This window comes from Phyllobacterium phragmitis, assembly GCF_002980495.1.
Lineage (GTDB): Bacteria > Pseudomonadota > Alphaproteobacteria > Rhizobiales > Rhizobiaceae > Paramesorhizobium > Paramesorhizobium phragmitis.
The window spans coordinates 1-25085 of the sequence record NZ_PVBR01000020.1; the positions used below are offsets into that span (position 1 = coordinate 1).

Annotated in this window: 23 protein-coding genes and 1 pseudogene; 9 read left to right on the plus strand and 15 right to left on the minus strand. The window is 61.1% G+C overall.

Going from position 1 to position 25085, the window contains the following annotated elements:
* Window positions 1–181: 181 nt before the first annotated feature.
* Together C5748_RS21190 and C5748_RS21195 are read left to right on the plus strand one after the other, a co-directional pair.
* Window positions 182–811 carry an SDR family NAD(P)-dependent oxidoreductase gene (locus C5748_RS21190; RefSeq protein WP_245581906.1) on the plus strand — a complete coding sequence of 210 codons (630 nt, stop codon included), beginning with the start codon at window positions 182–184 and terminating at the stop codon, window positions 809–811.
* A 117-nt stretch (window positions 812–928) separates the two neighbouring features.
* Complete coding sequence (locus C5748_RS21195; protein ID WP_105744074.1) at window positions 929–1921, plus strand: substrate-binding domain-containing protein; 993 nt, start codon at window positions 929–931, stop codon at window positions 1919–1921.
* Window positions 1922–1976: 55 nt separating this feature from the next.
* Here C5748_RS21195 and C5748_RS21200 read toward each other — a convergent pair whose 3' ends face one another.
* The 5 genes from C5748_RS21200 to C5748_RS21220 are packed head-to-tail and all read right to left on the minus strand — an operon-like array spanning window position 1977 to window position 7002.
* Window positions 1977–3242 carry an ABC transporter substrate-binding protein gene (locus tag C5748_RS21200; protein ID WP_105744076.1) on the minus strand — a complete coding sequence of 422 codons (1266 nt, stop codon included), beginning with the start codon at window positions 3240–3242 and terminating at the stop codon, window positions 1977–1979.
* Window positions 3243–3274: 32 nt separating this feature from the next.
* Window positions 3275–4108, minus strand: coding sequence for a carbohydrate ABC transporter permease (locus C5748_RS21205; protein WP_105744077.1), 834 nt, complete (start codon window positions 4106–4108; stop codon window positions 3275–3277).
* Entirely contained in the window at window positions 4105–5019 is a 915-nt protein-coding gene (locus C5748_RS21210) for a carbohydrate ABC transporter permease (RefSeq protein ID WP_105744078.1), read from the minus strand. The genes C5748_RS21205 and C5748_RS21210 overlap by 4 nt, the downstream gene beginning before the upstream one ends.
* The gene (locus tag C5748_RS21215) at window positions 5012–6169 is read right to left on the minus strand and encodes an ABC transporter ATP-binding protein (RefSeq protein ID WP_105744080.1); all 1158 of its coding nucleotides are present in this window, start codon (window positions 6167–6169) and stop codon (window positions 5012–5014) included. Before C5748_RS21215 ends, C5748_RS21210 begins: the two co-directional genes overlap by 8 nt.
* Window positions 6166–7002 (minus strand): metallophosphoesterase family protein, encoded by an 837-nt coding sequence (locus C5748_RS21220; RefSeq protein ID WP_105744082.1) that lies wholly within the window; start codon window positions 7000–7002, stop codon window positions 6166–6168. The genes C5748_RS21215 and C5748_RS21220 overlap by 4 nt, the downstream gene beginning before the upstream one ends.
* 343 nt (window positions 7003–7345) lie before the next feature.
* Here C5748_RS21220 and C5748_RS21225 point away from each other — a divergent pair.
* Window positions 7346–7464, plus strand: a pseudogene (locus tag C5748_RS21225) (transposase); the annotation flags it as partial.
* 9 nt (window positions 7465–7473) lie between these two features.
* Here the strand turns inward: C5748_RS21225 and C5748_RS21230 are convergent.
* The 6 genes from C5748_RS21230 to C5748_RS21255 form a co-directional block, all read right to left on the minus strand.
* Window positions 7474–8856, minus strand: a complete 1383-nt coding sequence (locus C5748_RS21230; protein WP_105744084.1) for an FAD-binding oxidoreductase — start codon at window positions 8854–8856, stop codon at window positions 7474–7476.
* Window positions 8857–8869: 13 nt separating this feature from the next.
* Window positions 8870–9679 (minus strand): ABC transporter permease, encoded by an 810-nt coding sequence (locus C5748_RS21235; RefSeq protein ID WP_105744086.1) that lies wholly within the window; start codon window positions 9677–9679, stop codon window positions 8870–8872.
* Between the two features lie 7 nt (window positions 9680–9686).
* The gene (locus C5748_RS21240; protein WP_105744088.1) at window positions 9687–10514 is read right to left on the minus strand and encodes an ABC transporter permease; all 828 of its coding nucleotides are present in this window, start codon (window positions 10512–10514) and stop codon (window positions 9687–9689) included.
* A gap of 70 nt (window positions 10515–10584) precedes the next feature.
* On the minus strand, window positions 10585–11700 hold the full coding sequence (locus C5748_RS21245) for an ABC transporter substrate-binding protein (RefSeq protein WP_105744090.1): 1116 nt from the start codon (window positions 11698–11700) through the stop codon (window positions 10585–10587).
* A 57-nt stretch (window positions 11701–11757) separates the two neighbouring features.
* Complete coding sequence (locus C5748_RS21250; RefSeq protein WP_105744092.1) at window positions 11758–12879, minus strand: ABC transporter ATP-binding protein; 1122 nt, start codon at window positions 12877–12879, stop codon at window positions 11758–11760.
* 110 nt (window positions 12880–12989) lie between these two features.
* Entirely contained in the window at window positions 12990–13883 is an 894-nt protein-coding gene (locus C5748_RS21255; RefSeq protein ID WP_105744094.1) for a LysR substrate-binding domain-containing protein, read from the minus strand.
* A 113-nt stretch (window positions 13884–13996) separates the two neighbouring features.
* Here C5748_RS21255 and C5748_RS21260 point away from each other — a divergent pair, with 113 nt between their 5' ends.
* Genes C5748_RS21260 through C5748_RS21270 form a run of 3 tightly spaced genes read left to right on the plus strand, consistent with a single transcriptional unit; the run spans window position 13997 to window position 18001 of the window.
* Entirely contained in the window at window positions 13997–15595 is a 1599-nt protein-coding gene (locus tag C5748_RS21260) for a zinc-binding metallopeptidase family protein (RefSeq protein ID WP_105744246.1), read from the plus strand.
* A gap of 3 nt (window positions 15596–15598) precedes the next feature.
* Entirely contained in the window at window positions 15599–16534 is a 936-nt protein-coding gene (locus C5748_RS21265) for a dimethylarginine dimethylaminohydrolase family protein (RefSeq protein ID WP_105744096.1), read from the plus strand.
* Window positions 16535–16576: 42 nt separating this feature from the next.
* Window positions 16577–18001, plus strand: coding sequence for an aldehyde dehydrogenase family protein (locus tag C5748_RS21270; protein WP_105744098.1), 1425 nt, complete (start codon window positions 16577–16579; stop codon window positions 17999–18001).
* Between the two features lie 118 nt (window positions 18002–18119).
* On the opposite strand, the gene C5748_RS21275 is transcribed toward C5748_RS21270, so the two are convergent.
* From C5748_RS21275 to C5748_RS21290, 4 genes are read right to left on the minus strand one after another with little or no spacing between them, the layout of a single operon-like run.
* On the minus strand, window positions 18120–19706 hold the full coding sequence (locus C5748_RS21275; RefSeq protein WP_105744100.1) for a 5-guanidino-2-oxopentanoate decarboxylase: 1587 nt from the start codon (window positions 19704–19706) through the stop codon (window positions 18120–18122).
* A complete protein-coding gene (locus C5748_RS21280; RefSeq protein ID WP_105744248.1) occupies window positions 19703–20890 on the minus strand; it encodes a pyridoxal phosphate-dependent aminotransferase in 1188 nt (395 codons plus the stop codon). The genes C5748_RS21275 and C5748_RS21280 overlap by 4 nt, the downstream gene beginning before the upstream one ends.
* Window positions 20890–21546 carry a TetR/AcrR family transcriptional regulator gene (locus C5748_RS21285; protein ID WP_105744102.1) on the minus strand — a complete coding sequence of 219 codons (657 nt, stop codon included), beginning with the start codon at window positions 21544–21546 and terminating at the stop codon, window positions 20890–20892. Before C5748_RS21285 ends, C5748_RS21280 begins: the two co-directional genes overlap by 1 nt.
* Window positions 21543–22415: a dimethylarginine dimethylaminohydrolase family protein gene (locus C5748_RS21290; RefSeq protein WP_105744104.1), complete on the minus strand. Its 873-nt coding sequence runs from the start codon at window positions 22413–22415 to the stop codon at window positions 21543–21545. The genes C5748_RS21285 and C5748_RS21290 overlap by 4 nt, the downstream gene beginning before the upstream one ends.
* A gap of 174 nt (window positions 22416–22589) precedes the next feature.
* Here C5748_RS21290 and C5748_RS21295 point away from each other — a divergent pair, with 174 nt between their 5' ends.
* The 3 genes from C5748_RS21295 to C5748_RS21305 all read left to right on the plus strand — a co-directional run bounded on the left by C5748_RS21295 (window position 22590) and on the right by C5748_RS21305 (window position 25083).
* Window positions 22590–23414, plus strand: coding sequence for an ABC transporter ATP-binding protein (locus C5748_RS21295; protein ID WP_105744106.1), 825 nt, complete (start codon window positions 22590–22592; stop codon window positions 23412–23414).
* 56 nt (window positions 23415–23470) lie between these two features.
* Entirely contained in the window at window positions 23471–24253 is a 783-nt protein-coding gene (locus C5748_RS21300; RefSeq protein ID WP_105744250.1) for a transporter substrate-binding domain-containing protein, read from the plus strand.
* Window positions 24254–24372: 119 nt separating this feature from the next.
* Entirely contained in the window at window positions 24373–25083 is a 711-nt protein-coding gene (locus C5748_RS21305; RefSeq protein WP_105744252.1) for an ABC transporter permease, read from the plus strand.
* Window positions 25084–25085: the final 2 nt, after the last annotated feature.

Sequence of the window (25085 nt, forward strand, 5' to 3'; positions counted from 1 at the left end):
CGATGAACTTCAGCCGTTCATCCATAAGGCTACACTCCTTCCACGGCACTCCGCGATCCTCCGCAAAGCGCCAATTGTGTAACCTATGTGTCCGCAATGAACTGTGACCCATGTCTCGGGTAGGTCACGGGTCCATTCCATCTCTCCGCAATAAAATGTCACCCAGCTCTCGGGAAGGGCAATGGCAACGCCGTTCGGTTGGACAGTTGACGGCTTCGAAGTTCAGTTCGGGACGAACTATCTTGGTCATTTTGCCTTGATCACTCGGATAGAGCCGCTGCTCGCCGATAACGGGCGCCTGGTGGTGCTGTCGTCCCAAGCTCATCGCGTCACCGATATCGACCTGGACGATCCGAATTTCGAGCAACAGGCATATGACCCATTTGTCGCCTATGGCCGATCGGAGACGGCCACTTCTCTCTTCGCAGTAGAATTCGACCAGCGGCATCGCGATCGCGGCATCCGAGCCGCCTCGGTGATGCCTGGGAATAGCATCACTGATCTCCCTCGTCATTTCTCGCAGGAGGGCTTGCAAGGCCTTTTCGAGACCGTTGGCAAAGCACGCGCCGAAGCGGGTCTCTCGCCAGCCGAGCTGAAAGAAATCCCGCAGGCAGCCGCAACGTCGGTCTGGGCCGCGGTCGTGGCTAACAAAGACGAGATCGGCGGACACTATCTCGAGGATTGCGCGGTCGCGCCGATCGATGACACGCCCAACCCGTTCGCCGACGGCGTAAGATCGTATGCGCTCGACATTGACAGGGCCAAGCAGCTTTGGGCGAAAAGCGAGGAATTGATCAGCGCTGCGTCGTAAAGGTTATCGCGTACACCTGATGGTCGACGACGGAGGCTCATTGCGCATTCCGGCAGGTTCATTGTAGATAGCGGGTTCGCTGTCCTCTTCTTCGGCAGTTCAATAGCGGGTCGCGTCATGACTACCCTCCAGCAGGTTGCTTCCCGCGCTGGCTGTTCGCTCGCAACAGCCTCGCGAGTCTTGAACGGAACAGGATCGGTGAGCGATGAGATGGTTCGGAAAGTCCGGCGCGCCGCAGCCGAGGTGGGCTATCGTTCGGCGGCGGGAACGTCGGGCTTGTCAAAGCGGCGGCCGGTCATCGGCGTTCTCGTTCCGAGCATCACCAATCCGGTGTTTGCAGCGTCCCTGAATGGTATCCAGAACCGTATGCTGATTGCCGGTCATGGCGTTCTGATCGCCCAGTCGGACTATGATCCGGCGCGCGAGGTGGATGCGGTCGCTTCCCTTCTCAATCAGCAACCCACGGGGCTCATCCTTACGGTGTGCGATGCCCAGAACAGCAAGGTGCTGTCGCAGGATCTCCCGCCTGCGGTTCTGCTTGGCAATCCGGCGACCCAACGTTCGCCCGCAGCCGTATGTGCTGACAATCGCCAGGCTGGCCGCGACATCACCGAACATCTCTTGGCCTGCGGCCATCGGCGCATCCTGTTCGTCTCCGGCTATTTCACGGCTTCAGACCGCGCAAGGCTACGCTACGCCGGATATCGCGACGCGATGGAAGTGGCGCAGGTGGCTGCGCTTGAAGCCGTGCAGGTTCCTTTTGTCGATGAATTCGAAACGCTGGATCTCTCGGCGACTCTTTCGCATTTCGTGCCTTCGGCCATCATCGCCTCCAACGATCTTCTGGCGCTTTGCGTCATCGCGGCGGTCAGGCGTCATGGGCTGTCGGTGCCCAACGATATCTCGGTCTCCGGGTTTGACGGCATCGCTATCGGCCTTTTGACCGAGCCGGTCCTGACAACCGTGGAGATGCCGGATGCGACCATGGGGACGGCGGCTGCGTCGCTGCTCCTCGATATGGCGGAAAATGCCGCCGTGCCGCGGCAATTGCAGGTCGCGCACCGGCTGCGTCAGGGCGGTACGGTGCGCAATATCACGCAAGAGCAGTGATCGTCGTGTAAAAGCGGCCGCCACGGGGTGAGGCGGCCGCTGAATTCAAGTCCGTTTAGTTGCGCGGCAGCAGTCTTTTGACATCGGCGGCTGCGTCGTTCAGCGCTTCTTCGGGTGTTGCGGTCTGCTCGACGATGCGCGACAGGTTCTCGACGATGGTCTGGGTGACCCTTACGCCATTGCTGCCCGGAAACGCATACCACGGGATCATGCGCGGCATTTGCTCGAGACCGGCGCGAAACAGCGGGTTCTCCTTGTAGAATGTGCCGAGATATTCCGGCGAGGCGGCGGCCAGTTCATTGTTGGGAACATAGCCGGTGCCGGGAACGACGACCGAGGCGCCATAAGGCCCGGCGGCGAACTTGGCGAATTTCCATGCGGCGGCCTGCTTGTCCGCGTCCCTGGTCAGAATGACAACGGCATTGCCGCCGGTCGGCAGCTTGCCGTTGACCGGGTCGATCAGCGGGATGGAGGCTGTGCGCAGATCGAATTTGGTGCCGACATTCTTGATGGTATTGCGTAGCGCGCCGGTCGTCTGGAAGGTGAAGCCGATCTTGCCAGCCACGAAGGCCTGTTCACCGGCCTGCTTGGTCAGGACCGGAAGACCGCCTTCCCTAACCATGCGGTCGAGGACCTCGACGGCCTTCTGGCCTTGTGGACCATTGAAGGTCACCTTGCTCTCGTCTTCGCTCAGCATGGTACCGCCGGCGCCGAACAGCAGCGCGGAGAACATCCAGTCATCGGCTTGCCAGCGGAAATCGATGCCTTCATTGCCATTGCCGAGCGCCTTGATCCGGCCCCCAAGCGCGATCACCTCGTCCCATGTCTTCGGCGGAACGTCCGGATTGCCGCCGGCGGCGCGCACCAGATCGGCGTTGTAATACATGATCGGATTGGATGTGGCGAAGGCGAGGCCCACCTGCTTGCCATTGACCTGGGCGAGCTTCAGGATGTTGTCGGAAAAGCCCTGCGCGGCCATGTCGCCATCGTTAGCGACCAGTGGCCCGAGATCGACAGGGATATCGCGCTCGTTCAGCATGCGCAGGCGGTTGAGGCCGATGAAGGTGACATCGGGCATTTCCGATGTGCCGGCCTGGCGCATGATCGTCTGGATACCTTCTTCATAGGTCGCCGACGGGTTGGCGAACTGGATCTTGATGTCAGGATTTTCTTCCATGAACTTCTTCGAGATCGTGTCCATCACGTCCTTGAAGAAGCCGGGCATGGGATAGTGCACGGTCAGGGTCGTTTCGGCATGGGCCGGGATCGACATGGCAACCGACATTGCGGCGGCGGTGAGGGCCTGCTTGATATGTTTCATCGCATGGTTTCCTTGAGTTGCGTTACGACCGGTCAGCCTTTGAGACCGGTCATGGTGATGCCCTCGACGAAGCGCTTCTGCGCGAGCAGGAATGCAATGACGAGGGGAAGGGTGATGATGAGCGTGGCGGCCATCAGCGCGCCGTAGTCGTCGCCGGCCTCGGCTGCCCGGAAAAACAGCAGGCCGAGGGGCGGCGTCGCATAGGACTGGTTGGTGACGACAATCAGCGGCCAGAACAGGTCGTTCCAGTGCGCAACCACGGAAAAGATGGCGAACGCTGTGACTGCCGGCCAGGCATTGGGCACGATGACGCGGGCGACGATGCCGGCTTCCGACATGCCATCGAGGCGGGCGGCATGGATCAAATCGTCGGGCATGGCACGGAAGAATTGCAGGAACAGGAAGATGCCGAACACCGAGATCGAGAATGGCGCGACCAGCACCGCATAGCTGTTGAGAAGCGCCAGCTTGTCGAACGCGACATAAAGCGGCAGGGCTGTTGCGTGGATCGGGACCAGCAGGCCGAGCATGACCACGGCCATCAGAATGCGCGCAGCAGCGAATTTCAGCTTGGCCATGGCATAGGCGCAAGGCACCGCCACCACCACCTGCAGCACAAGGATCAAGCCACAGACGATCACCCCGTTCAGCAGCAGGTTCGGCATCGACACCCGTGTCAGGGCCTTGGTGAAATTGGCCATGTAGGCGAAGTGCTGCGGGATCAGCGACAGCGAGGCGGAAAAGATGTCGCTCTGGTCCTTGCCGGCGGTCGAAATCATGAAGATGTAGGGCGCGAGAAACATCAGCGCGCCGAGGATGAGCAGCGTGAGACGGAAAACGCGTCCGAATGTCCAGGACTGGGTCATGAGTAGTGCACCTGTCGGTCGAGGAAGCGATACTGGAGGACCATCAGGACGACGAGAATGGCGAGAAACACCACGGTCATTGCCGAGGCATAGCCGACCTTGAGATAAACGAAGCCTTCCTGGTAGATGGTGAACAGCAGCATTTCCGATGCCTTGTTCGGCCCGCCCTCGGTCAGGGTCTTCACCGTTTCGAACACCTTGACCGAATTGATGACGCTGATCGTGGTGACGAAAAGCGTGGTCGGTCCGAGCATCGGCCAGGTCACGAGGCGGAAGCGGTCGATGGCGGATTGCGCCCCGTCTATTTCGGCCGCCGAATATAATTCACGCGGGATCGCGGTGAGACCCGCCATGAACAGAACCATGTTGAAGCCGACGGACTGCCAGATGCCGATGATCGAAAGGCCATAGAGCACCGTGCTCGAAGCTCCGAGCCAGTTCGGGCCTGGAATGCCGAACAGGGCGAGAAAGCTGTTGAGGGGGCCGATGCTCGGATGGAAGAGATATTGCCAGACCGTCGCCATGGCGACGAGCAGCGAGGCGACGGGCAGGAAATACACGGTGCGGAAAAAATCGCGCCCGCGCGGTTCGGATTCGATCAGCAGGGCGATGCCGAGGCCAAGCGCGATCGATATCGGCGTGACGATCGCCGTATAGACGGTGGTGTTCCACAATGAACGGCGGAAGGTCCGGTCGCTGATAAGGTCGGCATAGTTTTCGAGGCCGACAAAACGAAAGCTGCCATAGCCGAGCTCGAAATCGGTGAAGCCGAGGACGATCACGGCGATGGTGGGAAGCACGATGAAGAGAAGCATCAGCACGATTGCCGGCGAGGCGAGCAGCCACGCTATCCGCGCTTCGCGCCAGGCCGCTGTTTCAATCGCTGAAACGGGGAGGGCGACATCAGACATGAGCGATCTCCCGCACAGCGGCGGTGACACGCGCGGAAGGAAGTCGCTGACCATCCTCGGCAAAAAGCATTATCCGCGCGGCGTCGAGATTGAGGTCGATTGGCTGTCCGGCAATCAATCCGCGCGCCTCGAGCGGCGTGACCTTGGCGAGCACGGTTTCGCCGATGACGGCGAGTTTGGCGAAGACGATGACTTCAGAGCCCAAAAACTCCAGCCGTTCGACCCGGGCCGCCAGCATGCCTTGCCCTTGCGCGCGAAGCTGCACAAACTCCGGACGGATGCCGAGCGTGACGTTTGCGCCGCCGTGGCCTTCTGACGCGAGACGCAGCGTGCCGAACTGTACGATGCCTTGAGCATCTCGGACTGTCGGCAGCAAGTTGATACGTGGCTGGCCGATGAAACGCGCGACTTCGACATGGCTCGGATCGTCGTAGATCACTTGTGGCGCGGCGATCTGGAGCAGATTGCCGCCGATCATCACGGCCACCCGGTCAGCCATCGACAGCGCTTCGGATTGATCGTGGGTGACGTAGAGCGTCGGTACGCCGGCGCGGCGATGCAGTTCAACGATCTCGCCACGGGCATGGACACGCAAATTGGCGTCGAGATTGGAAAGGGGCTCGTCCATGAGGAAGACGCTCGGATCGCGCACCATGGCGCGGGCGAGTGCTACGCGCTGGCGTTGGCCGCCGGACATCTGGCCCGGCTTGCGGTCAAGCAGATGGTCGATCTTCAGCGACACGGCCATGGCCGCCACCTGTCGCTGGATATCGGCGCAAATCTGGCGCTGGCCCGGCAGCATCGGACCGATGAAGGGCAGCCGTTGCGCGCTGCTCAGCTTGCGCATGGCAAGCGGCACGGCGATGTTCTGGCCGGCGGTCAGATGCGGGTAGAGCGCATAGGATTGAAACACCATGGCGACGTTGCGGTCTGCGGCTCTCAATTGTGACACTTCGCGACCGCCGATATGGATTTCTCCGCTATCGGCATGGTCGAGCCCGGCGACGATGCGCAGCAGCGTGCTCTTGCCGCAGCCGGAAGGGCCGACGAGCGCGATGAATTCGCCCGCCTCGGCCTCCAGCGAAACGCCTTTCAATATCGCGTTTCCGGCAAAGGACTTCCGGATATCGCTCAGCGCAAAGACGCTCATTGCGCCGCCTCCGTCACCGGATCGGGAGCGGAGTGCGGATAGACCTCGTGAATTACTTCATCGATAAAATATGGCGTCAGCACGGGTAGGGAGACGATCTCGCTCGAGACGTCATCGCCAAGCATGTGGATGACTGCGCCGACAATCCGTTCGCCGGGCATCTCGCGCTCCAGCGTGTCGATGATGAAGGCAGATGACGGTCCCCAGACGAGCGCGGTTTTCTCAAACGATCCTTTCCAGGCCCAATGCAGATGCCCGCTGGCAAAAAGCGCCACGTCGTGGGCGGCGAGCAGATCGTAGAGGCGCTGGCGCGGCACCGGATGGATGCCCCAGTAACCGGTATCGCCTTCACGCGGCTCATCGATGAAAAGCGGCTTGTGGGTGAAGATCGCCACGCGCCGGCCATCGCGCGCCGCCAGCACATCCGCCAGCCAGGCAAACTGCGTCTCTTCTTCAGCGTCGCCATAGCCGAACAGCAGGCTGTTCAGCCCGACAAGCCGCCAGTTGCCGTGGTCCGACACCCAGTAATCCTGCCCGACCATGCGCCGCCAGCGTTCCAGCCGGGTCATATCCACCTCCTGATACGAGCCCGGAAAATGGCCGATATCATGGTTTCCCGGCACGAGCAGCATCGGGACGGGAAGCTGGCGCATCAGTTCCATCGAGAAGGCGATATCGTCCTCGTAATCGGCGCCATCGATGGTGAGGTCGCCGGTATGGATCACAAGGTCCGCATCCGTTTGGGCGATCCAGGCGGCAAGCGGCTCCCAATTTGCGTTGAAATGCATCTTGTCGGGGCTGAGATGGGTGTCGGTGATCTGGACGATCTTCATGCTGCGTTCTCCGCATCGGCATATTGCAACCGTGCCAGAGATGATCCGGCACTTTCGCAGCCTCTGTAGAGCCCGCATATGTCAGGCGATTGTCCCGTGTTTTCAGATGGATTTCAGGTTTGTCACATAGCCGTTAAACATGGGGGATTCCGGCAGTGCTGAACTGTCCGGAGGAAGCGGTTCCAAGAAGGACGGGCGAGAATTCAAAGAACTTGTGCCCGGGCGTGTCCCGGCCGGGGGGCATTTCGGCGAGGGAAGACGGCCTGATCGGCAATAACTGGCCAAGCTGCGTCGGTCGAGAACCCCCTGCCTCCTTCCCGATCTCTTCTAACGCGCGGAAGCGGCCGTCACGCTCGTTGCGGAGATCGGCGATCTGCTCGCTTCGACAGCCCGAAGCAACTGGTGGCCTGGCTGGGCCTCGTGCCGGCCGAGCATTCCAGCGGAACGCGGACGAGGCGCGGCTTGCGGCCGTTATCCGATGATTTTTCCGGGGTTCATGATGCCGTTGGGATCGAGCGTTTTCTTGATCGCCCGCATCAGCGATAGCTTCACCGGATCGACGAAGGCTTCGAGATCCGGCTTCTTTTCGAGGCCGATCCCGTGCTCGGCCGAGAAGGACCCGCCCATCTTTTTGAGATCGGCATAGACGATGGTCTTGACGGCTTCCCTGCTGGGCATGTCGCCATCGCTGGCGACACAGATGTGGAGATTGCCATCGCCGAGGTGACCGAAGACGAAGCCGCGGACGTCGTTTCCAAGGGCTGTGGTCCCATCCGAAAACCGGTCGAGATAGGTCTGCAGGGACTGCAAGGGTACAGATATGTCGAACCAGTATCCGTCGGGATAGGCGCGGGTGGCGACATCGCTGTCTTCCCGCACCGTCCAGATATGGTGCCGGTCGCTTTCGCTTTGCGCGATGATGGCATCGAGGACCAGTCCATCTTCGATGCCTCCCGCCAGGGCGTTCTCCAAGGAGGTTTGTGCCGTTTGCTGATCGGGCGCCTCGGATTCGAGGATCAGATAAACGGGTGCATCGGCAAGGGCGGCAAGCGCCGGGGGGCCGAGAACTTCGACAGCCAGCCGGAAATAGGCCCGTTCCATGATTTCGGCCCGCAGCAGCCGCAGAGAGCGGTTGCGCTGCAATTGGGCGAACAGGGCGACGGCCGCCGCCGCTGAGGGGCAGGCGAGGAGCGCCGTGGCGGTGAACTCATCCCTGGCGCTAAGCTTCAGAACGGTGCGGGTGACGATCCCAAGCGTTCCCTCAGCCCCGATGAAGAGTTGCTTCAGGTCATAGCCTTCATTGCTCTTGGTGACCTGCGCCATGTCGCTCATGATCGACCCGTCGGGAAGTACGATTTCGAGGCCGAGAACGCGCTGGCGCATCACGCCGAGCCGGAAGGCTTCCATGCCGCCGGCATTGGTAGAGATCATGCCACCGATGGTGGCGCTGCCGCGCGCGGCGATGTCTATGCCGCTGGTGAGGCCGTGGGGCTCGGCCGCTTCCTGCAAGGCCTGCAGCGTCACGCCGCTGCCGACGGTCACGGTTTGTGCGCCGGGCGATATCTCCTCGATCCTGTTTAGACTTGCCAATGACAGGATGATCTCGCCTGCCGTGGAGGCTGCGCCGCCCGCCAGACCGGTGCGCCCGCCATGGGGGACGACGGCAATCCTATGATCGTTGCACAGGCGAAGCACGGCAGCCACTTCTGAACTGGTGTTCGGGGTGACCATCAGGCCCGCATCGAAGTTGCGACTGTCGAAGCCCGGATGGATGGCGCGCAGCGCATCGGCATTCCTGACGCTACGCTTTCCGACGAGGCCTTCAAGCGCTGCGATAATTTTTGCTGAAATCACTTGAAGTCTCCGTCTAGTGCACGTCCCGCCGACGCTTTCCAACGATCATTCCTAAGGCAAGAATAATGGCGGTGACAATGATCAGCAGGACGGAAATCGCGGCGATGGCCGGATCGATATTGTCGCGCAGGCCCATCCACATCAGGCGCGGCAGCGTAATGGCGTTGACGCTGGTGATGAACAGCGTCACGCCGATTTCCTCCCAGGACAGGACGAAGGACAGGAGTGCCGCCGTTGCGATGCCGAATTTGATATTGGGGACGATCACCTTGAAGGCGCGCGTGGCGAGGCCGGCGCCCAGGCCGCGGGCGGCCAGATCGATCCTTCGATCCACCTGGTAGAGCGCCACGAGAATGAGGACGACCGCAAAGGGCGTGATCATGACAGCGTGGGCGAGGGCGACGCCGATCCAGGTGTCGTAGCCGATCCAGTCGTTGAAGGCGGAGAGGGTGGTCATCAGGAAATAGAGCGTCATGGCGGAAACGACCGGCGGGACAATCAGCGGAAGCAGCACGAAGCCGATCAGCAGGGCGGAAAAGCGCGGCTGATACATCCATATGCCGAGGCCGAAGAGGGTGGCGAGCAGCGTTGCGATGAAGCTCGAGAGGATGCCGATACGCAGGCTCAGCAATATGCTATGCGCCCAGGCGGGGTTGTCGATGAGCGCCTGATAATGGCGCAGCGACAGCGTGTCGGAGGGCATCGACAGAAAGCGCGCCGGCGTAAAGGACACAGGCACGACCGCGATGAGCGGCATCAGCAGGAACAGGGCGACGGCCATCGCGAGGATAAGGAGGACGGGGCCGGGGCGTGATGATTGCATTATGAATCTATCCAACCAGATGCGCAGGTTTGATGAAGCGCCGCATCATCGCCAGCAGCACGCCGATGAACAGGACCAGGATCACGCTGATCGCCGCGCCCAACCCCCAATCGGGGCTCTGGAAAATGCGGAGATAGACGAGTTCCGCCACCATGACGCTGCGGCCGCCGCCGAGGATGGCCGGCGTGACGAAGAAGCCGAGCGCGAAGACGAAAACGATGAGGGCCGCGCCGATCAGTCCGCCTGAAGTCAGCGGCACGAAGACCGTCCAGAAAATCCGGCTGCGCGATGCGCCCATGCCGCGCGCCGCCAGCAAAACACGCTCGTCTATGCTGCGCATGGCCGATGCGATGGGGAAAACGGCGAAGGGAATGAGAAAATGCGTCATGCCGATGATCACACCCAGTTCATTACGGGCAAGGGCGAGAGGTTCGCTGGTGATGCCCGCGGCCTCCAGCCATGTGTTGATCAGGCCGCGGTTCGACAGAAGCGCCAGCCAGCCGAAAGCGCGCGTCAGCACTGAGATCCAGAAGGGGACGAGGATGCAGAACTCGGCCAGCATGCGCTGCAGGCGCGTGCCGCGCACCCAGACATAGGCGATGGCATAGGCGGCCAGAAGCGAAGCGGCCGTCACGACCAGGCAGATGCGCAAGGTTCTGAGGAAGACGGACTGTACGAGCGGATCGGAAAACACGGCCCTGTATTGGCCGATGCCGGGCTCAGGCAGCGTGAAGCTCCAGCGGACGATACCCAGGAACGGCACGACGTAGGCGAGGCCGAGAAACAGGAGCAAGGGTGCGAGCAGAAGCAATTTTCCAGATGATTTTGCGATCATTCATTCCCCTTTGGCGCGGCTTCCTGAAAGCATTGCACCCTTAACACCCCCCTCGTTCAAGCATTTCGACTCAGGCCGAGATGATCTTGGTGTATTCGTCGAGGGCCGAGCCGTAATGTTCGGCGTACCACTCCATATCAAGCGGGATCTGCTTGGCCATGTTGGCGGGATCGACGCAGTTGATCCGCTTCTTGTCGTCCGGGATGAGCGCGTCGGTGGCGGGGTTTGCCGGTCCCTGGCCGAGGAGATTGAACATTTCCAGCTGCCGCTCGGGCGCCTGGGCGCTGGCGATGAATTTCATCGCATTTTCCTTGCCGCCGGGATTGTTCTTCATCACGCCGAGCGCGCCCGGCGATATCAATCCCTGATCCCAGACGAACTTGATCTGGCCGCCGGTATCCTGCTCGAGGAGCTGGGCGCGGGTCGACCATATGAGCGCCATCGAAGCTTCGCCATCGAGCAGTACCGACTGGCTTTCCGCCCCGCCGCCCCAATAGGCGACGACGTGTTCCTTGAAGGCGGCAAGCTTGTCGTGCGCCCGCTTCAGATCAAGGGGATAGAGTTTTTCCGGCGCCACGCCATCGGCCATGAGCGCCGCCTCCCACATGGCGGAACCCCATTTATAGAGCGAGCGCTTGCCGGGGAATTTCTCGACATCGAAGAAATCGGCCATCCCCGTCGGCGCCTGATCGCCGAATTTCGATGAATCATAGGCGATGACATAGGAGAAGAAATAGGTCGAAGCGGCATGATCCCAGCCGAAGCCTGGGCGCATCTTGTTCTTGTCGACGATCGTGTAATCGATCGGCTCCAGCATGCCCTGCCTGCCGAGCGAGATGCCGGAGAACGGGTCGATATCCAGCAGGTCCCAGCTGGGCTTGCCGCTCTTGAACTGCGCCGTGATGGCGCCCTCGGTCGGCCCCGAGCCGTCCATCTTGACGATAATGCCCGTTTCCTTGGTAAATGGCTGACCATAGGCCTTGTCATAGGCCGTGATGGCATCGCCGCCCCAATTGACGAGAACGAGGTCTTTCGATTGGGCGGAGGCGCCCGTGGAGCGCAATATGGCCGGCGCGCCCGCCAGGATGAGCGCGGCCATCTGGGTAAAGCGCCGCCGGCTGATCTCTCCACGCTCCACCTTGTTTGCCAGGATTTCTAGGCAGTCTTTTTGAAATGCGTGATCCATCTTGTTTCCCTCTGGATTGTTATTGGTCACATCCCGGATGCGTCTGTTATTTGCGTTCTATTCGCCTGCCGGCAGCAAAAACCCTTCCCTGGTCGGCCATGAAACCCAGACATCGGTTCGGGAATTTAAGGGCGATGCCGCGGCTGTCGGTATCGATACGGCGATTGGTGTCCCGGTCTTAGTCTTCAGGTGATATTTCGTCAGCGCGCCGAGATAGGTGGCGCCTTCGACGCAGCAGGTGATGGCGTTGCAATCGGCTGGCGGCGGTGTCTCGGTCAGGTGCATGTGTTCAGGCCGGATGGCGGCAACGGCTTCATCGCCGATCTTCTGCGTCGCCCTGTCGAGGATGATCGCCCGATCCTCGAACCGCCCGGTTGCGCCTGATCCGTTGCGGATGACGCCTTTCAGCGGCAGCAGATTGATCTCGCCCAGGAACTCCGCGACAAAACGGCTGGCCGGCCGTTCATAGACGTCTTGCGGCCCCCCGATCTGGAGGAGTTCGCCATGGTTGAAAATGGCGACCCGCGAGGAGAGCGCCAAGGCTTCCGACTGGTCGTGGGTGACAAAGACGAATGTCGTGCCGGTTTCCTGATGCAGGCGCTTGACTTCTTCCTGCATCAGGGCGCGCAAATTCTTGTCGAGCGCCGAAAAAGGCTCATCGAGCAGCAGCACCGAAGGCTCGAAGACGAGCGCGCGGGCAAGCGCCACGCGCTGCTGTTGCCCGCCTGACAGTTTGGCCGGCAGTTTCTTCTCGTGCCCGACGAGGCCGACCCGTTCGATCATCGCGCCGACACGGCGCTTGATATCGGATGAATTGCGGCGACGGACCTTGAGCGGAAAGGCGATGTTCTGCTCGACGGTCAGATGCGGAAAGAGTGCGTAGCCCTGAAAGACCATGCCATAGGAACGGTCTTCCGCCGGGACATGGGTGATGTCCTTGCCGTTCATCATCAGCCGGCCCTCGCTCGGGGCGATGAAGCCTGCAAGGATCATCAGGAACGTCGTCTTGCCGGAGCCGGATGGTCCGAGAAGGGTGAGAAATTCGCCACGCCTGATATCGAGCGAGAGGTCATTGAGCGCGCGAAAGGCTCCGAATGTCTTGCCGATATTTTCGGCGTTGATTTCGGCGGCCCCGATTTGGGCAGCCGTGATTTCGCTTGCTGGAATGCGTTGAGGCATCGATTGACTTCTTCCCCTTTTCGGGAAAGCCTAGGCACAATCGGCCAGGACGACAATTGAATTATATTACCCGGATACGTGAATGAATTTCACGCCAGGAGGATTTCTTCTCATCCGGCGGTATAGGTCTGGGATAAACGCGATTTGAGCCATTCGATGAAGGCGAGTTGCGCCGGATGGTCCGATTTGGCGAAATCGGTGATCAGGAAATAGGATTTCGGTGATTTGATGCTCAAATCGAACGGCTTGATGAGTTGACCGGCTCTCATGGCCTTACGGCAGGTCAGCTCATCGCCCATCGCTATGCCCTGCGCCGTGATGGCGGCCGAGAAGACGAGATTCATATCGGAAAAGACGATGCCGCGTTCGGAATCCGGGTTGTCGACGTTGGCGAGCGCCAGCCAGCGCGTCCAGTCCTCGAAATCATCGAGGTGAAGCAGCGGCGCCCTCAACACGTCCTTCGGCTCCGCCAGTCCGCCGATCTTGTTGAGGAGCACCGGGCTGCAAAGCGGTGTGAACTGGACTTCGCAAAGCAGCTCCACCGCGCGGCCAGGCCAGTTGCCGTCGCCAAAGGCGATGAACAGGTCGACGCTGGCATCGCTGACATCGTCAAGCTTACGCGGCGTCACGATGCGCAGGGCGACGTCAGGATATTTTTCCTGAAATTCGGCAATATGGGTGCACAGCCAGAGCGAGGCGAAGCCGGCGGTGCAGCTGATGCGCAGCGTGCCCTCGACACCGGCGGGGCTGCGGCGACCGAACGCATCGTCGATAACGATCAAGGCCTTGCGGATGTCATTGGCATATTTGCGTCCGCGCGGGGTGAGCATCACGCCCTTGCCATCCCGTTGCAGGAGTTCGAAGCCGAGATCCCGTTCGAGCAGACGCAACTGATGGCTCACCGCGCTGCGCGTTAAATGCAGCTCTTCCGCCGCCCTCCACACGCTGCCATGCCGCGCGAAGCTTTCCAAGGCGCGTAGGGCCTGCGTGGACGGGATGCGCATTATCAGATGTCTCTTGGCTGATGAGGTGAATGGAATTTGCAGGTTTTGAGAAAACATATCACTTTTTGTCCCGCCTTCCAGATGATTATCTCCCAGCCAACTGGAGGCGCATCGTGGTCACATCTGCTCAGGAGACGGCGCTGGGTTTTATCGACAGCCATCGTGGCGATCTGTCGTCGTGGACCCGGACGATCTTCGATTTCGGCGAGACCGCGTGGCGCGAATACCGGTCGGCGGAATGGTATGTGACGCTGCTGCGCCGCCACGGCTTCGATGTGGAAGCCGGTTCGGCCGGCATGCCCACGGCCTTCTGCGCGCATTGGTCAAGTCAGGGGTCAAACCGGACGGGGACGAATGGCCGCGCCCCTATTATCGGCATGTATGCCGAATATGATGCCGTTCCCGGCAATTGCCAGGATGCAGCGACCGTCCGGCGGGCGCGGCCGGGCCTGAGCGAACATGCGGGCGGACACACCGATCCGCATTCGGGGCTGGGGATATCGAGCCTTGGCGGATTGCTGGCCACCAAGGCGGCGATGGAGAGGCACGGCATTCCCGGCACGTTACGCTTTACCGGCGAACCGGCCGAAAAGGTGAGGGGATCGAAGCCCATCCACGCCGCCAAGGGCTATTATGACGGGCTGGATGGAATGCTTTCGTTTCATCCTTTCTACATGCTGCCGCTGTGCAACACGGTGCGCTGGGACACGCATTGCGGCGCGGCCTATTCGATGATCTACCGCTTTGTCTGCGACCAGCCGGAAAAATGGGGTTTGGGCGATGGCGCTCCGATCCCGCAGTCGCATTCCGCCGTGCGGGCGCCGGGCGCAAACGATGCGCTGATGACGATGTACATGACATCGAAGGCCTTGCGCGATTCCATGCTGCCGCATCAGGGCGGCTGGTCGATCAGCGAGGCGATCCTGACGGCGGGCCAGGCGACAGCCGACAATCTGCCGGCGGCACTTGCCGAAATCCAGTACATGATCCGCGTGCCGACAATCGCCATGGCGGAACAGGTGACATCCGTGCTCGACCGCAATGCCGAGCATGCTGCCGCCATGACCGGATGCCGCGTGGAGCGGCATTGGGTATCCAAATCGCGGCCTGGTCTCGCCAATCACGCGATGGCGGAGGTCGCATGGGAAGCGCTTCAAGTCGTTGGTCCGCCGCGCTGGGACGATGCCGCCAAGGCGATCGGACGCGAAATTCAGGTGAATGCAGGCGCGGAGGCGCTGGACGAACCATTCATCGATGAATGCGAGAGGCTGGTCTCTCCGCGTGAGGCCGAAGCCATTCTGCGCCGCGATCTCCCGCCATCGCAGGTCAATTCGACCTCCGACGACTATACGGACATGAGCTGGCATGCCCCGACGGCGCGCATCTACGTGGCGCGTCCCGCCCTGAAGGCACCGCCGGGCTTTGCCTATCCCGGCTGGGTGATGAACGCGCTTGGCGGCATCTCCGAGACAATCGATCCCATGGTGGTCTGTGCGTCGAAGACAGTCGCCCTGACGGCATTACGTCTGCTCGAGGACGAGGGTGCCCGGCAGAATGCGAAGGTCGAATTCATCGAACGCACGGGCGGCGGGATCGGCGGCGAAAAATGGATTGCGCCGCTTTGCGATTACGAGCCGCCCATTCATTTCCGTTGGCCGGAATATGTCACGACAGCCCGCGGGCACGACTGGTGGATACCAAGAGGAGACTGAACGATGACGCGTCATGAACAGGCCTTTGCAACGGATGGCTTCACGCTGAAACGGCGCAACCCCGATGGCGGCACCCGGCCATTGCAGCAATGGGGTTTTCGCAACGAGACGGACCGGCTCACCGATGTCCTTTTGGGCTCGCCGGCCTATCTCAAGCACATGGCGACGAGTTCGCTGTCGCGCAAGCATCTGAGGGAGGCGCCCTGCAACATCCAGGTGGCGCAGGCACAGCACAAGGAGCTGGTCGCGGCGTACGAGCATTTCGGCGTCAACATCCACTGGCACGAGCCGGAACCGGAACTGCCGATGCAGGTCTATTCGCGCGATTCCAGCGTCATGACGCCCTATGGCGCAATCATCACCGCGATGGCCAATTGGTGGCGGCGCGGTGAAAACTATGCCGCGATCCGCACCTATGAACGGCTCGGCATCCCGATCTACGACATGGTGACGGCCGGGACCTTCGAAGGCGGCGATTTCAACGTCATCGAGGAAGGCTGCGTGCTGATTGGCTGCGGCGGCGCGCGTACCCAGGAAGAGGGGGCGCGGCAGGTCGAAGACTGGTTCCGCAGGGAAGGCTGGGAGACGCGGCTTGCCTTCATCGATGAATATTACGTGCATATCGACCTGATGGTCGTGCCCATCGCGCCGAAGCTGACCGCCGTCTGCCTTGCCTGTACGGAACCGGGGATCGTCGACTGGCTGATGGGCAAGGGGCACGAGATCATCGATGTGCCGTTCCAGGATACCATCAATCTCGGTTGTAATTTCATGTCGCTGGGCGGCGACCGCGTGATCGCGCCGTCATCGAGCACGACGCTGATCAAAAAGCTGAAGGCGCTGGGCTTCGAAGTCGCCTCCGTCGATATGAGCGAAATCTCGAAAACCGGTGGTGGAATCCATTGCATGGCACAGGCGCTCTTGCGTTCGCCCGATTGATCGCAAGAATAGAGCCAACAGGATTCATGAGAGGGGAGTGTCATGCTCATCAAACGGGATTTCTATATAAATGGCGAATGGGTTCCTCCTCTCAAAGCCAATGATTTCGAGGTGATCAATCCGGCGACGGAAAAGCCCCTCGCCGTGATCTCGATGGGGACGCCTGCGGATATCGACCGCGCCGTGGCGGCGGCGAAGAAGGCGTTCGAGACCTATAGCCGGACATCCGTCGAGGAGCGGCTGGCGCTCCTGGAAAAGCTGCTGGCGATCTATCGGCGGCGCTATGACGAGATGGCGCGAACCATCACGCTGGAGCTTGGTGCGCCGATCACCATGAGCACGCAGCAGCAGGCGGATGTCGGTATCGGGCATTTGCAGGGCTTCATCGGCGCGCTGAAGAATGTGCCCATGCGCGAGGAATTGCCGAATGGCGATATCGTCGTGCGCGAGCCGATCGGCGTGTGCGGTCTCATCACGCCGTGGAACTGGCCGATCAACCAGATCGCGCTGAAGGTCATTCCGGCGCTGGCGACGGGAAGCACCTGCGTATTGAAGCCGAGCGAGTTCACGCCGCTCAATGCAATGCTCTATGCCGAGATGATCGACGAGGCTGGTTTTCCGGCAGGGACTTTCAATCTCGTCAATGGAGATGGCGCGATGGTTGGTGCTGCTCTATCCAGGCATAAAGACGTCGACATGATGTCGTTTACCGGCTCGACCCGCGCCGGCATCGCGGTCAGCAAGGATGCGGCCGATACGGTCAAGCGGGTGACGCTGGAGCTTGGCGGCAAGTCGCCGAACATCGTCTTTGGGGATGCCGATCTCGAAGACCGGGTGGCCAGCAGCGTGTTCGAATGCTTCAACAATAGCGGCCAGTCATGCGATGCGCCGACGCGTATGCTCGTGCAGCGCTCGGTCTATGACAAGGTGGTGGAAATTGCAGAGGAGGCGGGCAGCACGGCGCGCGTCGGCAATCCTGAGGAAGAGGGCGACCATATCGGCCCGCTCGTCAGCCATATCCAGTTCGACCGGGTGCAAAAGCTGATTGAGGCTGGAATAGAAGAGGGCGCACGCGTTGTCGTTGGCGGCGCAGGCAAGCCGGAAGGCTTCGAGACGGGCTATTTCGTTCGCCCGACGATCTTCGCCGATGTCCGCAACGATATGCGCATCGCCAGGGAGGAGGTTTTCGGCCCGGTCCTGTCACTGATCCCGTTCGATACGGAGGAAGAGGCGATCGCCATTGCCAATGATACGCCTTATGGGCTCGCAGCCTATGTCCAGACGGGCGACGCGGCGCGCGCCGAAAGGGTGGCTTTGAAGTTGAAAGCCGGCATGGTGCATATCAATGGCGGGCCGCACCGCTATGGCAGCCCGTTCGGCGGTTACAAGCAGTCAGGCAATGGCCGCGAGGGAGGCAAGTTCGGGCTTGAGGATTTCCTTGAGGTCAAGACCATGCATCGGCCGTGAGGGGAAGCGCGAGGCACCCCCCTCTGCCCGCCCTTCGACAAGCTCAGGAGGGCAGAGGGGGTGCTGTCCCGCCATCGTTTTTATCTCAGCCGAAGACTAAGTGTTAGAAATCACAAGACTACCCGACCAGTTGCTCGTCGATTTCAAGGAGATACGGCATTCCTCCCGCCTTTGCCTGCAAAAGGGCGGCGGGCAGATCATCGAGCTTTGCAAGGCGCTGCGCCTGAATGCCATAGGCTTCGGCGATCTTGAGATAATCCGGCGGGGTGGGGCGCACGCCGACGGGATCGATATCGACATCGCGCATGGCGCGCTCGATCTCCTGGTAGCCGCGATTGTTCCAGACGATGAAGATGACCGGTGTATTTTCATCGACCGCCGCGCCGAGTTCTCCGAGCACGAACTGGAAACCGCCATCGCCGACAATGCAGAGGGTGGATGTCTGCGGCTGGCCGAGTGCCGCACCGATGGCGGCGGGCGGGCCGAAGCCCAGCGCGCCGAAACCGGTGGCGGCGTTGAACCAGCCGCCGACGCGGTCATGATCGTAATAGAGATTGCCGGAATAGATGGCCTGGGTGGAGTCGCCGACGATGAGCGAATTGGGCAATGTATCGCGCAATATATCGAGAAAGCGCACATGACTTTGCGTTCTCGGTGCGATTTCCGCCCATGCAGCGTCCCTGGTTGTCCGGGCGCGGTCCGCGCCTGAGCCGGCGTTGCGCCGCTCGGGGAGACGTGCGGCAAGAGCCGTCACCGCTTCCCTTGCCGATGCCTGGATGGGCATGAAGGCGGCATGGCGGGCGAGTTGTTCTGCGTCGATATCGATGCGGACGAGGCGCTGCAACTTGGGGAAGCCGCCATCGCCGTACATGTCATAGTCGGTCGGCCCCATCTCGGTGCCGATGGCGATGACGAGATCGCTTTCGGTGAGCAATTTGCGGACGGAACGCAGGCTGGGACTGGCGGGTACGAGCAGGGTATGCGCATGCAGGATGCCGCGCGCATTGGTCGTCGCCACGACAGGCGCATCGAGTTTTTCCGAGAGGTCCTTCAGGTCCGCCGCCGCAGTCTTCGCGCCGCCGCCGATCAGGATAACCGGGCGTTCGGCCGTGAGGCAGAGTTCGGTCAGCTCCGCCAGCGCTTCCGGCGATGCCTTAGGGACCGGCGCATCTTCCGGTAATCGCCGGGCATCGGCAAGCGGCTGCGCCATCACATCGAGCGGGATTTCGATATGAACAGGCCCCGGCCGGCGGGAGGCGAAGAGGGCGAATGCCCGCGCCAGGACGGCCGGCAGTTCATCAGGGTTCTCGATCCGGTGCGAGAACATCGCGACCGTCTGCAGCATGGCGCGCTGATCGGGGAGTTCATGCAGGAAACCCATGCCCTTGCCGAGCGTATCGCGCTCATTGACGCCGGAGATGACCAGCATCGGGACGGAATCGGCGCGCGCCTGCCCCATGGCGGTGATGGTGTTGGCGATGCCCGGCCCGGTGATGACAAAGGCGACGCCCGGCTTGCCGGTGGCGCGGGCATAGCCATCGGCCATGAAGCCCGCACCCTGCTCGTGGCGTGGGGTGATGTGGCGGATTTTCGAGGCGGCTAGGCCGCGATAGAGCTCGATCGTGTGAACGCCGGGGATGCCGAAAACCGTATCGACATCATAGGCCTCCAGCAGATGGACGAGGGCTTCACCTGTCGTGGTCATGCGTATTTCCGTTGCTGGAGGCGGGATGCGAGGCGCACGATGCCGGCGCAGGCGGCATCGATCTTGTCGTCGGCGACGCTGAGGCTGAGGCGCAGATAGCCCGACAGGTTTTCTCCAAAGGATTCGCCGGGCATGACGGCAACGTGCTCCTCCTCAAGCAGCCGCATGGCGAACGCGTCGCCGGTAAGGCCGGTCGCGCGGATATCGGCGAGAATGAACATGCCCGCCTGCGGCACCTTGCAGACAATGCCCGCGATACCGTTCAGCCGCTCGGAGATGCGCTCAGCGCGGCGCAGATAATTCTCGTGCATCGTGGCCGCTGCCGCTGACGGCCTGCCGAGGGCATAGGCCGTCATGTCGGCGATGAAGGGCTGAACACCGAACAGCATGGATTCCGAGAGCGGCAGCAGCCGCTGCGTGAACGCCTTCGGCCCGACGCACCAGCCGCTGCGAAAGCCCGGAGCGGCATGGGATTTGGAAATCGAGGACACGGCGATCGTGCGGTCGGCCAGATCAGGAAGATCGAGCGGCGAGGTGAATTTTCCGTCGAAGATCAGGAGTTCGTAGACTTCGTCGGAGACGATCCAGAGATCGTGCTTGCGGCAGACTTCGCCGATTTCCGCCAGTTCCTTTTTACCGAGCACGGCGCCTGTCGGGTTGTGCGGCGTGTTGAGAAGCAGCACCCTGGCTTTCGGTGTGATGACTTTCTCAAGATCGGCGGCCTGCATCCGGAAACCGTTTTCGGGATGCAGTGGCACAGAAATGCGGGTAGCGCCTGTGGCGCGGATGACGCCGTCATAGGTGGCGTAGAGCGGATCGCCGGTGATGATTTCATCGCCGCCTTCGGCAAGGCCGAGCATGACGATCGACAATGCCGTCTGCGTTCCGGGAAAGCACATGACATTCTCAGGCGTGATCGGCCTGCCGGTCCGTTCGCTATATTTGGCGGCAAGGGCGGCAAGGACGCCGGGCTCGCCGCGACCGTTGGAATAGCCGGTCCGGCCGGCGCGCATCGCCCTGTCAGCTACATCGATCATGTCGGAGGGCGTCGGAATATCAGGTTCGCCGATCGTCAGTTCGATGATTTCGGCTCCGGCCTGCCGCATCTCGCGTGCGCGGATGTGGACGGCCCATTTATCCGACCCCAATCCGGCCAGACGGTTGGTAACGGATGCATAGCGCATCATGCTGCGCCTCCTTCGATTTGCAGGGAAACTCCAAGAACGGCCTCTATGGCCGAGACGCCTGTCACCGCCAATTCGCCCTTGGCGAACATATCGCCGGCAAGGCAGCCTTCCAGCCAGAGGCCATCGATGATCGCGTTGACCGCGATTGCATGGCGGCGGGTGTGGTGTGGTTCAGCCGGCTTGCCGGCGGCTATCAATGCTTCGCGAATGAGGATTTCCAATTCATCGCGGAAGCGGAGATATCCGTCGCGATGCGCTGCCGCCATAATGGGATCGGCATGGACGAGCGCGATGAAGCCGGCCCAAAGCGAGAGATTGTGCGGATCCATGATGGGCTGGCCAAGATTGGCGGTGACGAATGCGGAAAGCCGCGCCCGCCCATCATCGGCGGCGTTTTTCAAGGCGTCGCCCGCCTGAACCGTCATGCGATCCATGACGGCCCGGTAGGCGGCGCTGATCAGATCATCCTTGGTTGGAAAATAATAGCGGATCAGGCCGGGGGTTACATCGGCGCGCAGGGCGATCTCGCGTATGGTCGCGCCGGCAAGCCCGCTTTCGGCGACACATTCCAGCGTCGCCGCGATCAGATCCTCGCGCCGCTTGTCCTCGCCCGCGCGGCGGAAGCTCTTGCGTGTGGCGATCTGTTCGGTCATTGCCGCCAGACCGGACGCGTCAGACAGGTCGGGCCGCCCTCACAGGCGATGCACAACGCGTCCGCCTCGAAAGTTGAAACTGTGCATCCCGCAGCTTCCATGGCGGCCTTGGTTCCCTCGAAACCGGCAACGGCGATGATTTCATAGGGCATGGTCGGCAGCACGTTGAGATTGAGCCCGTTGCTGGCGGCGAATTCGTCCTCCGGCGCCGCAACCATGCGGATGCCGCGCTCCTTCAACAATTGATAGAAGGCGGCGGGGAGGAGGGGCATATGGACCAGCGCCAGCTTTTCCGCCAAGGGTGAAATGACGGACATGAGATGCAGGCAGGCGTCTTCGCCATGCCAGAGCGGCAAATCGAAACCAAGCACCGTGACGCCGAGCGGCGCCAGGATCGCAGCCAGTTGTTCGATCCCGGCCTGGTTGGTGCGCACGCCGCGACCGACCGCCAGGGTCTTGTCATCGACCCAGACGCAATCGCCGCCTTCGACAGTACCTGGCGCTTCGATGCGGCCAAGAACCGGAACATCCATCTGTCTGTAGGTTTCGTGATGCAGATCCGGCTCGTCCTGACGCAAGCGCTTGCCCATGCGCAGGAGGATCGCTCCCTCATTGGTAACCAGGGACGGATCATGGGTGAAGATCGAATCGGCGAGGCCGTCATTGCCGTCGCGGATCCAGGTGATCTCGGCGCCGGAGCGTGCGACGAGATCGGCAAAGACGCTGTGTTGCTGCGATGCTTTGTGCGGATCGAATTGCGATCCATAGTGCCAAATATCAGGCTCCGCCCCCGCCATGACGCGGTCCGGCATGCGCATGATGACGCGTTTGAGGGGAAGGGCCATCGACTGGGAACCGAATGCGGTCATATTTCGTGCTCACTCGAGAAAATGATAATGGGCAGTATTTATACGCTTGCATAATTACAGCGCAAGTGGTGTGATGCGGTTAAATTGGACAATCAAATTCCATGCTGACAAAAGAGGCGGAGCGAGCGACGTCATGATCAATCGTGCGAAATTATCACAGATGGGCAGTGTGGAATGACGGCGTCTCCGGCCGCAGCCGTTTCAACGGATACACTCCATCCGATAACGACTGAACGGGCCGAAGCCATCCATGTCTGGAACCTGCACAAGCGGTTCGGAGACCTCGAAGTCCTTAGAGGTGTTTCCCTGGAGGCGCGAGACGGCGATGTCGTTGCGCTCATCGGTGGCAGCGGTTCGGGAAAATCGACATTCCTCAGATGCATCAATTTCCTCGAAAACCCGACCAGCGGCGTCATCCGCATCAATGGCGAAGATGTGCGGATGATCAGCGACGGCGCAGGCGGTCAATATCCGACCGATCGCCGCCAGATCGAGCGCCTTCGCAGCCGCCTCGGCATGGTCTTCCAGAATTTCAATCTGTGGCATCATATGACGCTGATCCAGAACGTCATCGAAGTGCCCATTCATGTCCTGGGCATGAAGCGCGACGAGGCCATTGCGATCGGCGAGCAACTGCTCGAGCGGGTGGGGCTTTCCGAAAAGCGCGACGTCTATCCCGCCTATCTCTCGGGCGGGCAGCAGCAGCGCGGCGCCATTGCGCGGGCGCTGGCCATCCAGCCACGCGTCATGCTGTTCGATGAACCCACGTCGGCGCTCGATCCCGAACTCGTCGGCGAGGTTCTGAAAGTCATTGCCGATCTCGCCAAAGAGGGGCGGACGATGCTGCTCGTCACCCATGAGATGAAGTTCGCCCGCGAGGTGGCGAGTCATGTGATATATCTGCACAACGGCATCGTCGAGGAAGAGGGGCGGCCGGAAGAACTGTTCGGATCGCCGAAATCCGAACGTTTGAAGCAGTTTATCCGCACGGTTTCATGAGCGATCTGAAAAACAGGGAACAATCCCGGGGAACGAATGAAAAAAAGGAGATGAGAATGAAGACACTTTTGAAAATGGCGGTTGCCGCCATCGCGCTGGCCGCGGCTGGAATGGGAGCTGCAAGCGCTGAAACGATCAAGGTGGGCATCGCCGCCGAGCCGTACCCGCCCTTCGCTTCGCCCGATGCGTCGGGCAAATGGCAGGGCTGGGAAGTGGAGATCGCCACGGCGATCTGCGAGCAGGCGAAGCTCGATTGCGTCATCACGCCGGTTTCGTGGGACGGTATCATCCCGGCATTGCTGACGAAGAAGATCGACATCATCACGGCGTCCATGTCGATCACCGACGAACGCAAGAAGACGATCGATTTCTCGGATAAATATTACAACACGCCGACGGTGATCCTCGGCTCCAGGGATGTGGAGATGGAGGCGACGCCCGAGGGCTTGAAGGGCAAGATCCTCGGCGTGCAGGTTTCGACGATCCATCAGGTCTATGCCAAGAAATATTTCGGCGACACAGCCGCCGAAATCAAGGAATACCAGACCCAGGACGAAGCCAACCAGGATCTGGCCGCCGGGCGCATCGATGCGACGCAGGCGGACTCGCTGGCGCTCGAAACCTTCGCCGAAACGGATGCCGGCAAGGCCTGCTGCGAGATCAAGGGGAGGGTGGCCGATGATGTCGAAATCCTCGGGCCGGGCGTCGGCGTGGGCATGCGCAAGGGCGAAACCGAGCTGAAGGAAAAGATCAACGCCGCCATCAAGGACATCCGTGAAAACGGCAAATATGACGCGATATCCAAGAAGTATTTCACCTTCGATATCTATGGCGGCTGAGGCCGCGCCGGAGGAAGGAGAAACGTCCTCCGGTATTTCATCGTCTGGCGTTCATTTATAACCCGTGAAACGAGAACGGCTTGGCCGACGCATCGATTTTTCCCGCCGCTATTTCCGGCATGTTCGAGCTACTTTCCCCCGTGCCGCCGGGCTGGGGCGGCAATCTCTTGCGCGGGCTGGCGAACTCGCTGCAGATCGCGCTTGGTGCGTTCGGTCTCGGCCTGGTGATCGGCACGTTCGGCGCCTATGGCAAGCTTTATGGCGGGCCGGTCATCCGGGATCTCCTGGCGATCTACACCACGATCGTGCGCGCGGTTCCCGAGCTCGTGCTGATCCTGCTGCTCTATTATGCGGGAACCGACCTGATCAATCGCATCCTCGAAGCCATGGGATATACGCCCATCAATATCAGCGGTCTCGTTGCGGGTATTGTCGTGCTCGGCTTCGTCCAGGGAGCGTATGGAACCGAAGTGTTGCGCGGCGCGATCAAGGCGATCCCGCAGGGCGAAATAGAGGCCGCGCGCGCCTATGGCATGTCGCCCGGCATCATGATGCGGCGCATCACATTGCCCGCCATGCTGCCACATGCATTGCCGGGGCTTGCCAATCTCTGGCTGATCGCGACGAAGGATACGGCCTTGCTCGCCGTCGTCGGCTTCAGCGAGCTGACGCTTGAAACCCGGCAGGCGGCGGGCGCGACCAAGGCCTATTTCCTGTTCTACATGGCGGCAGGCCTGCTTTATCTCCTGGTTACGCTGTTTTCCAACGCGATCGTTGCCAGGGTGGAAAAATGGGCGCGGCGCGGCATGCCTTCCCTAAGGGAGGCGTGAGC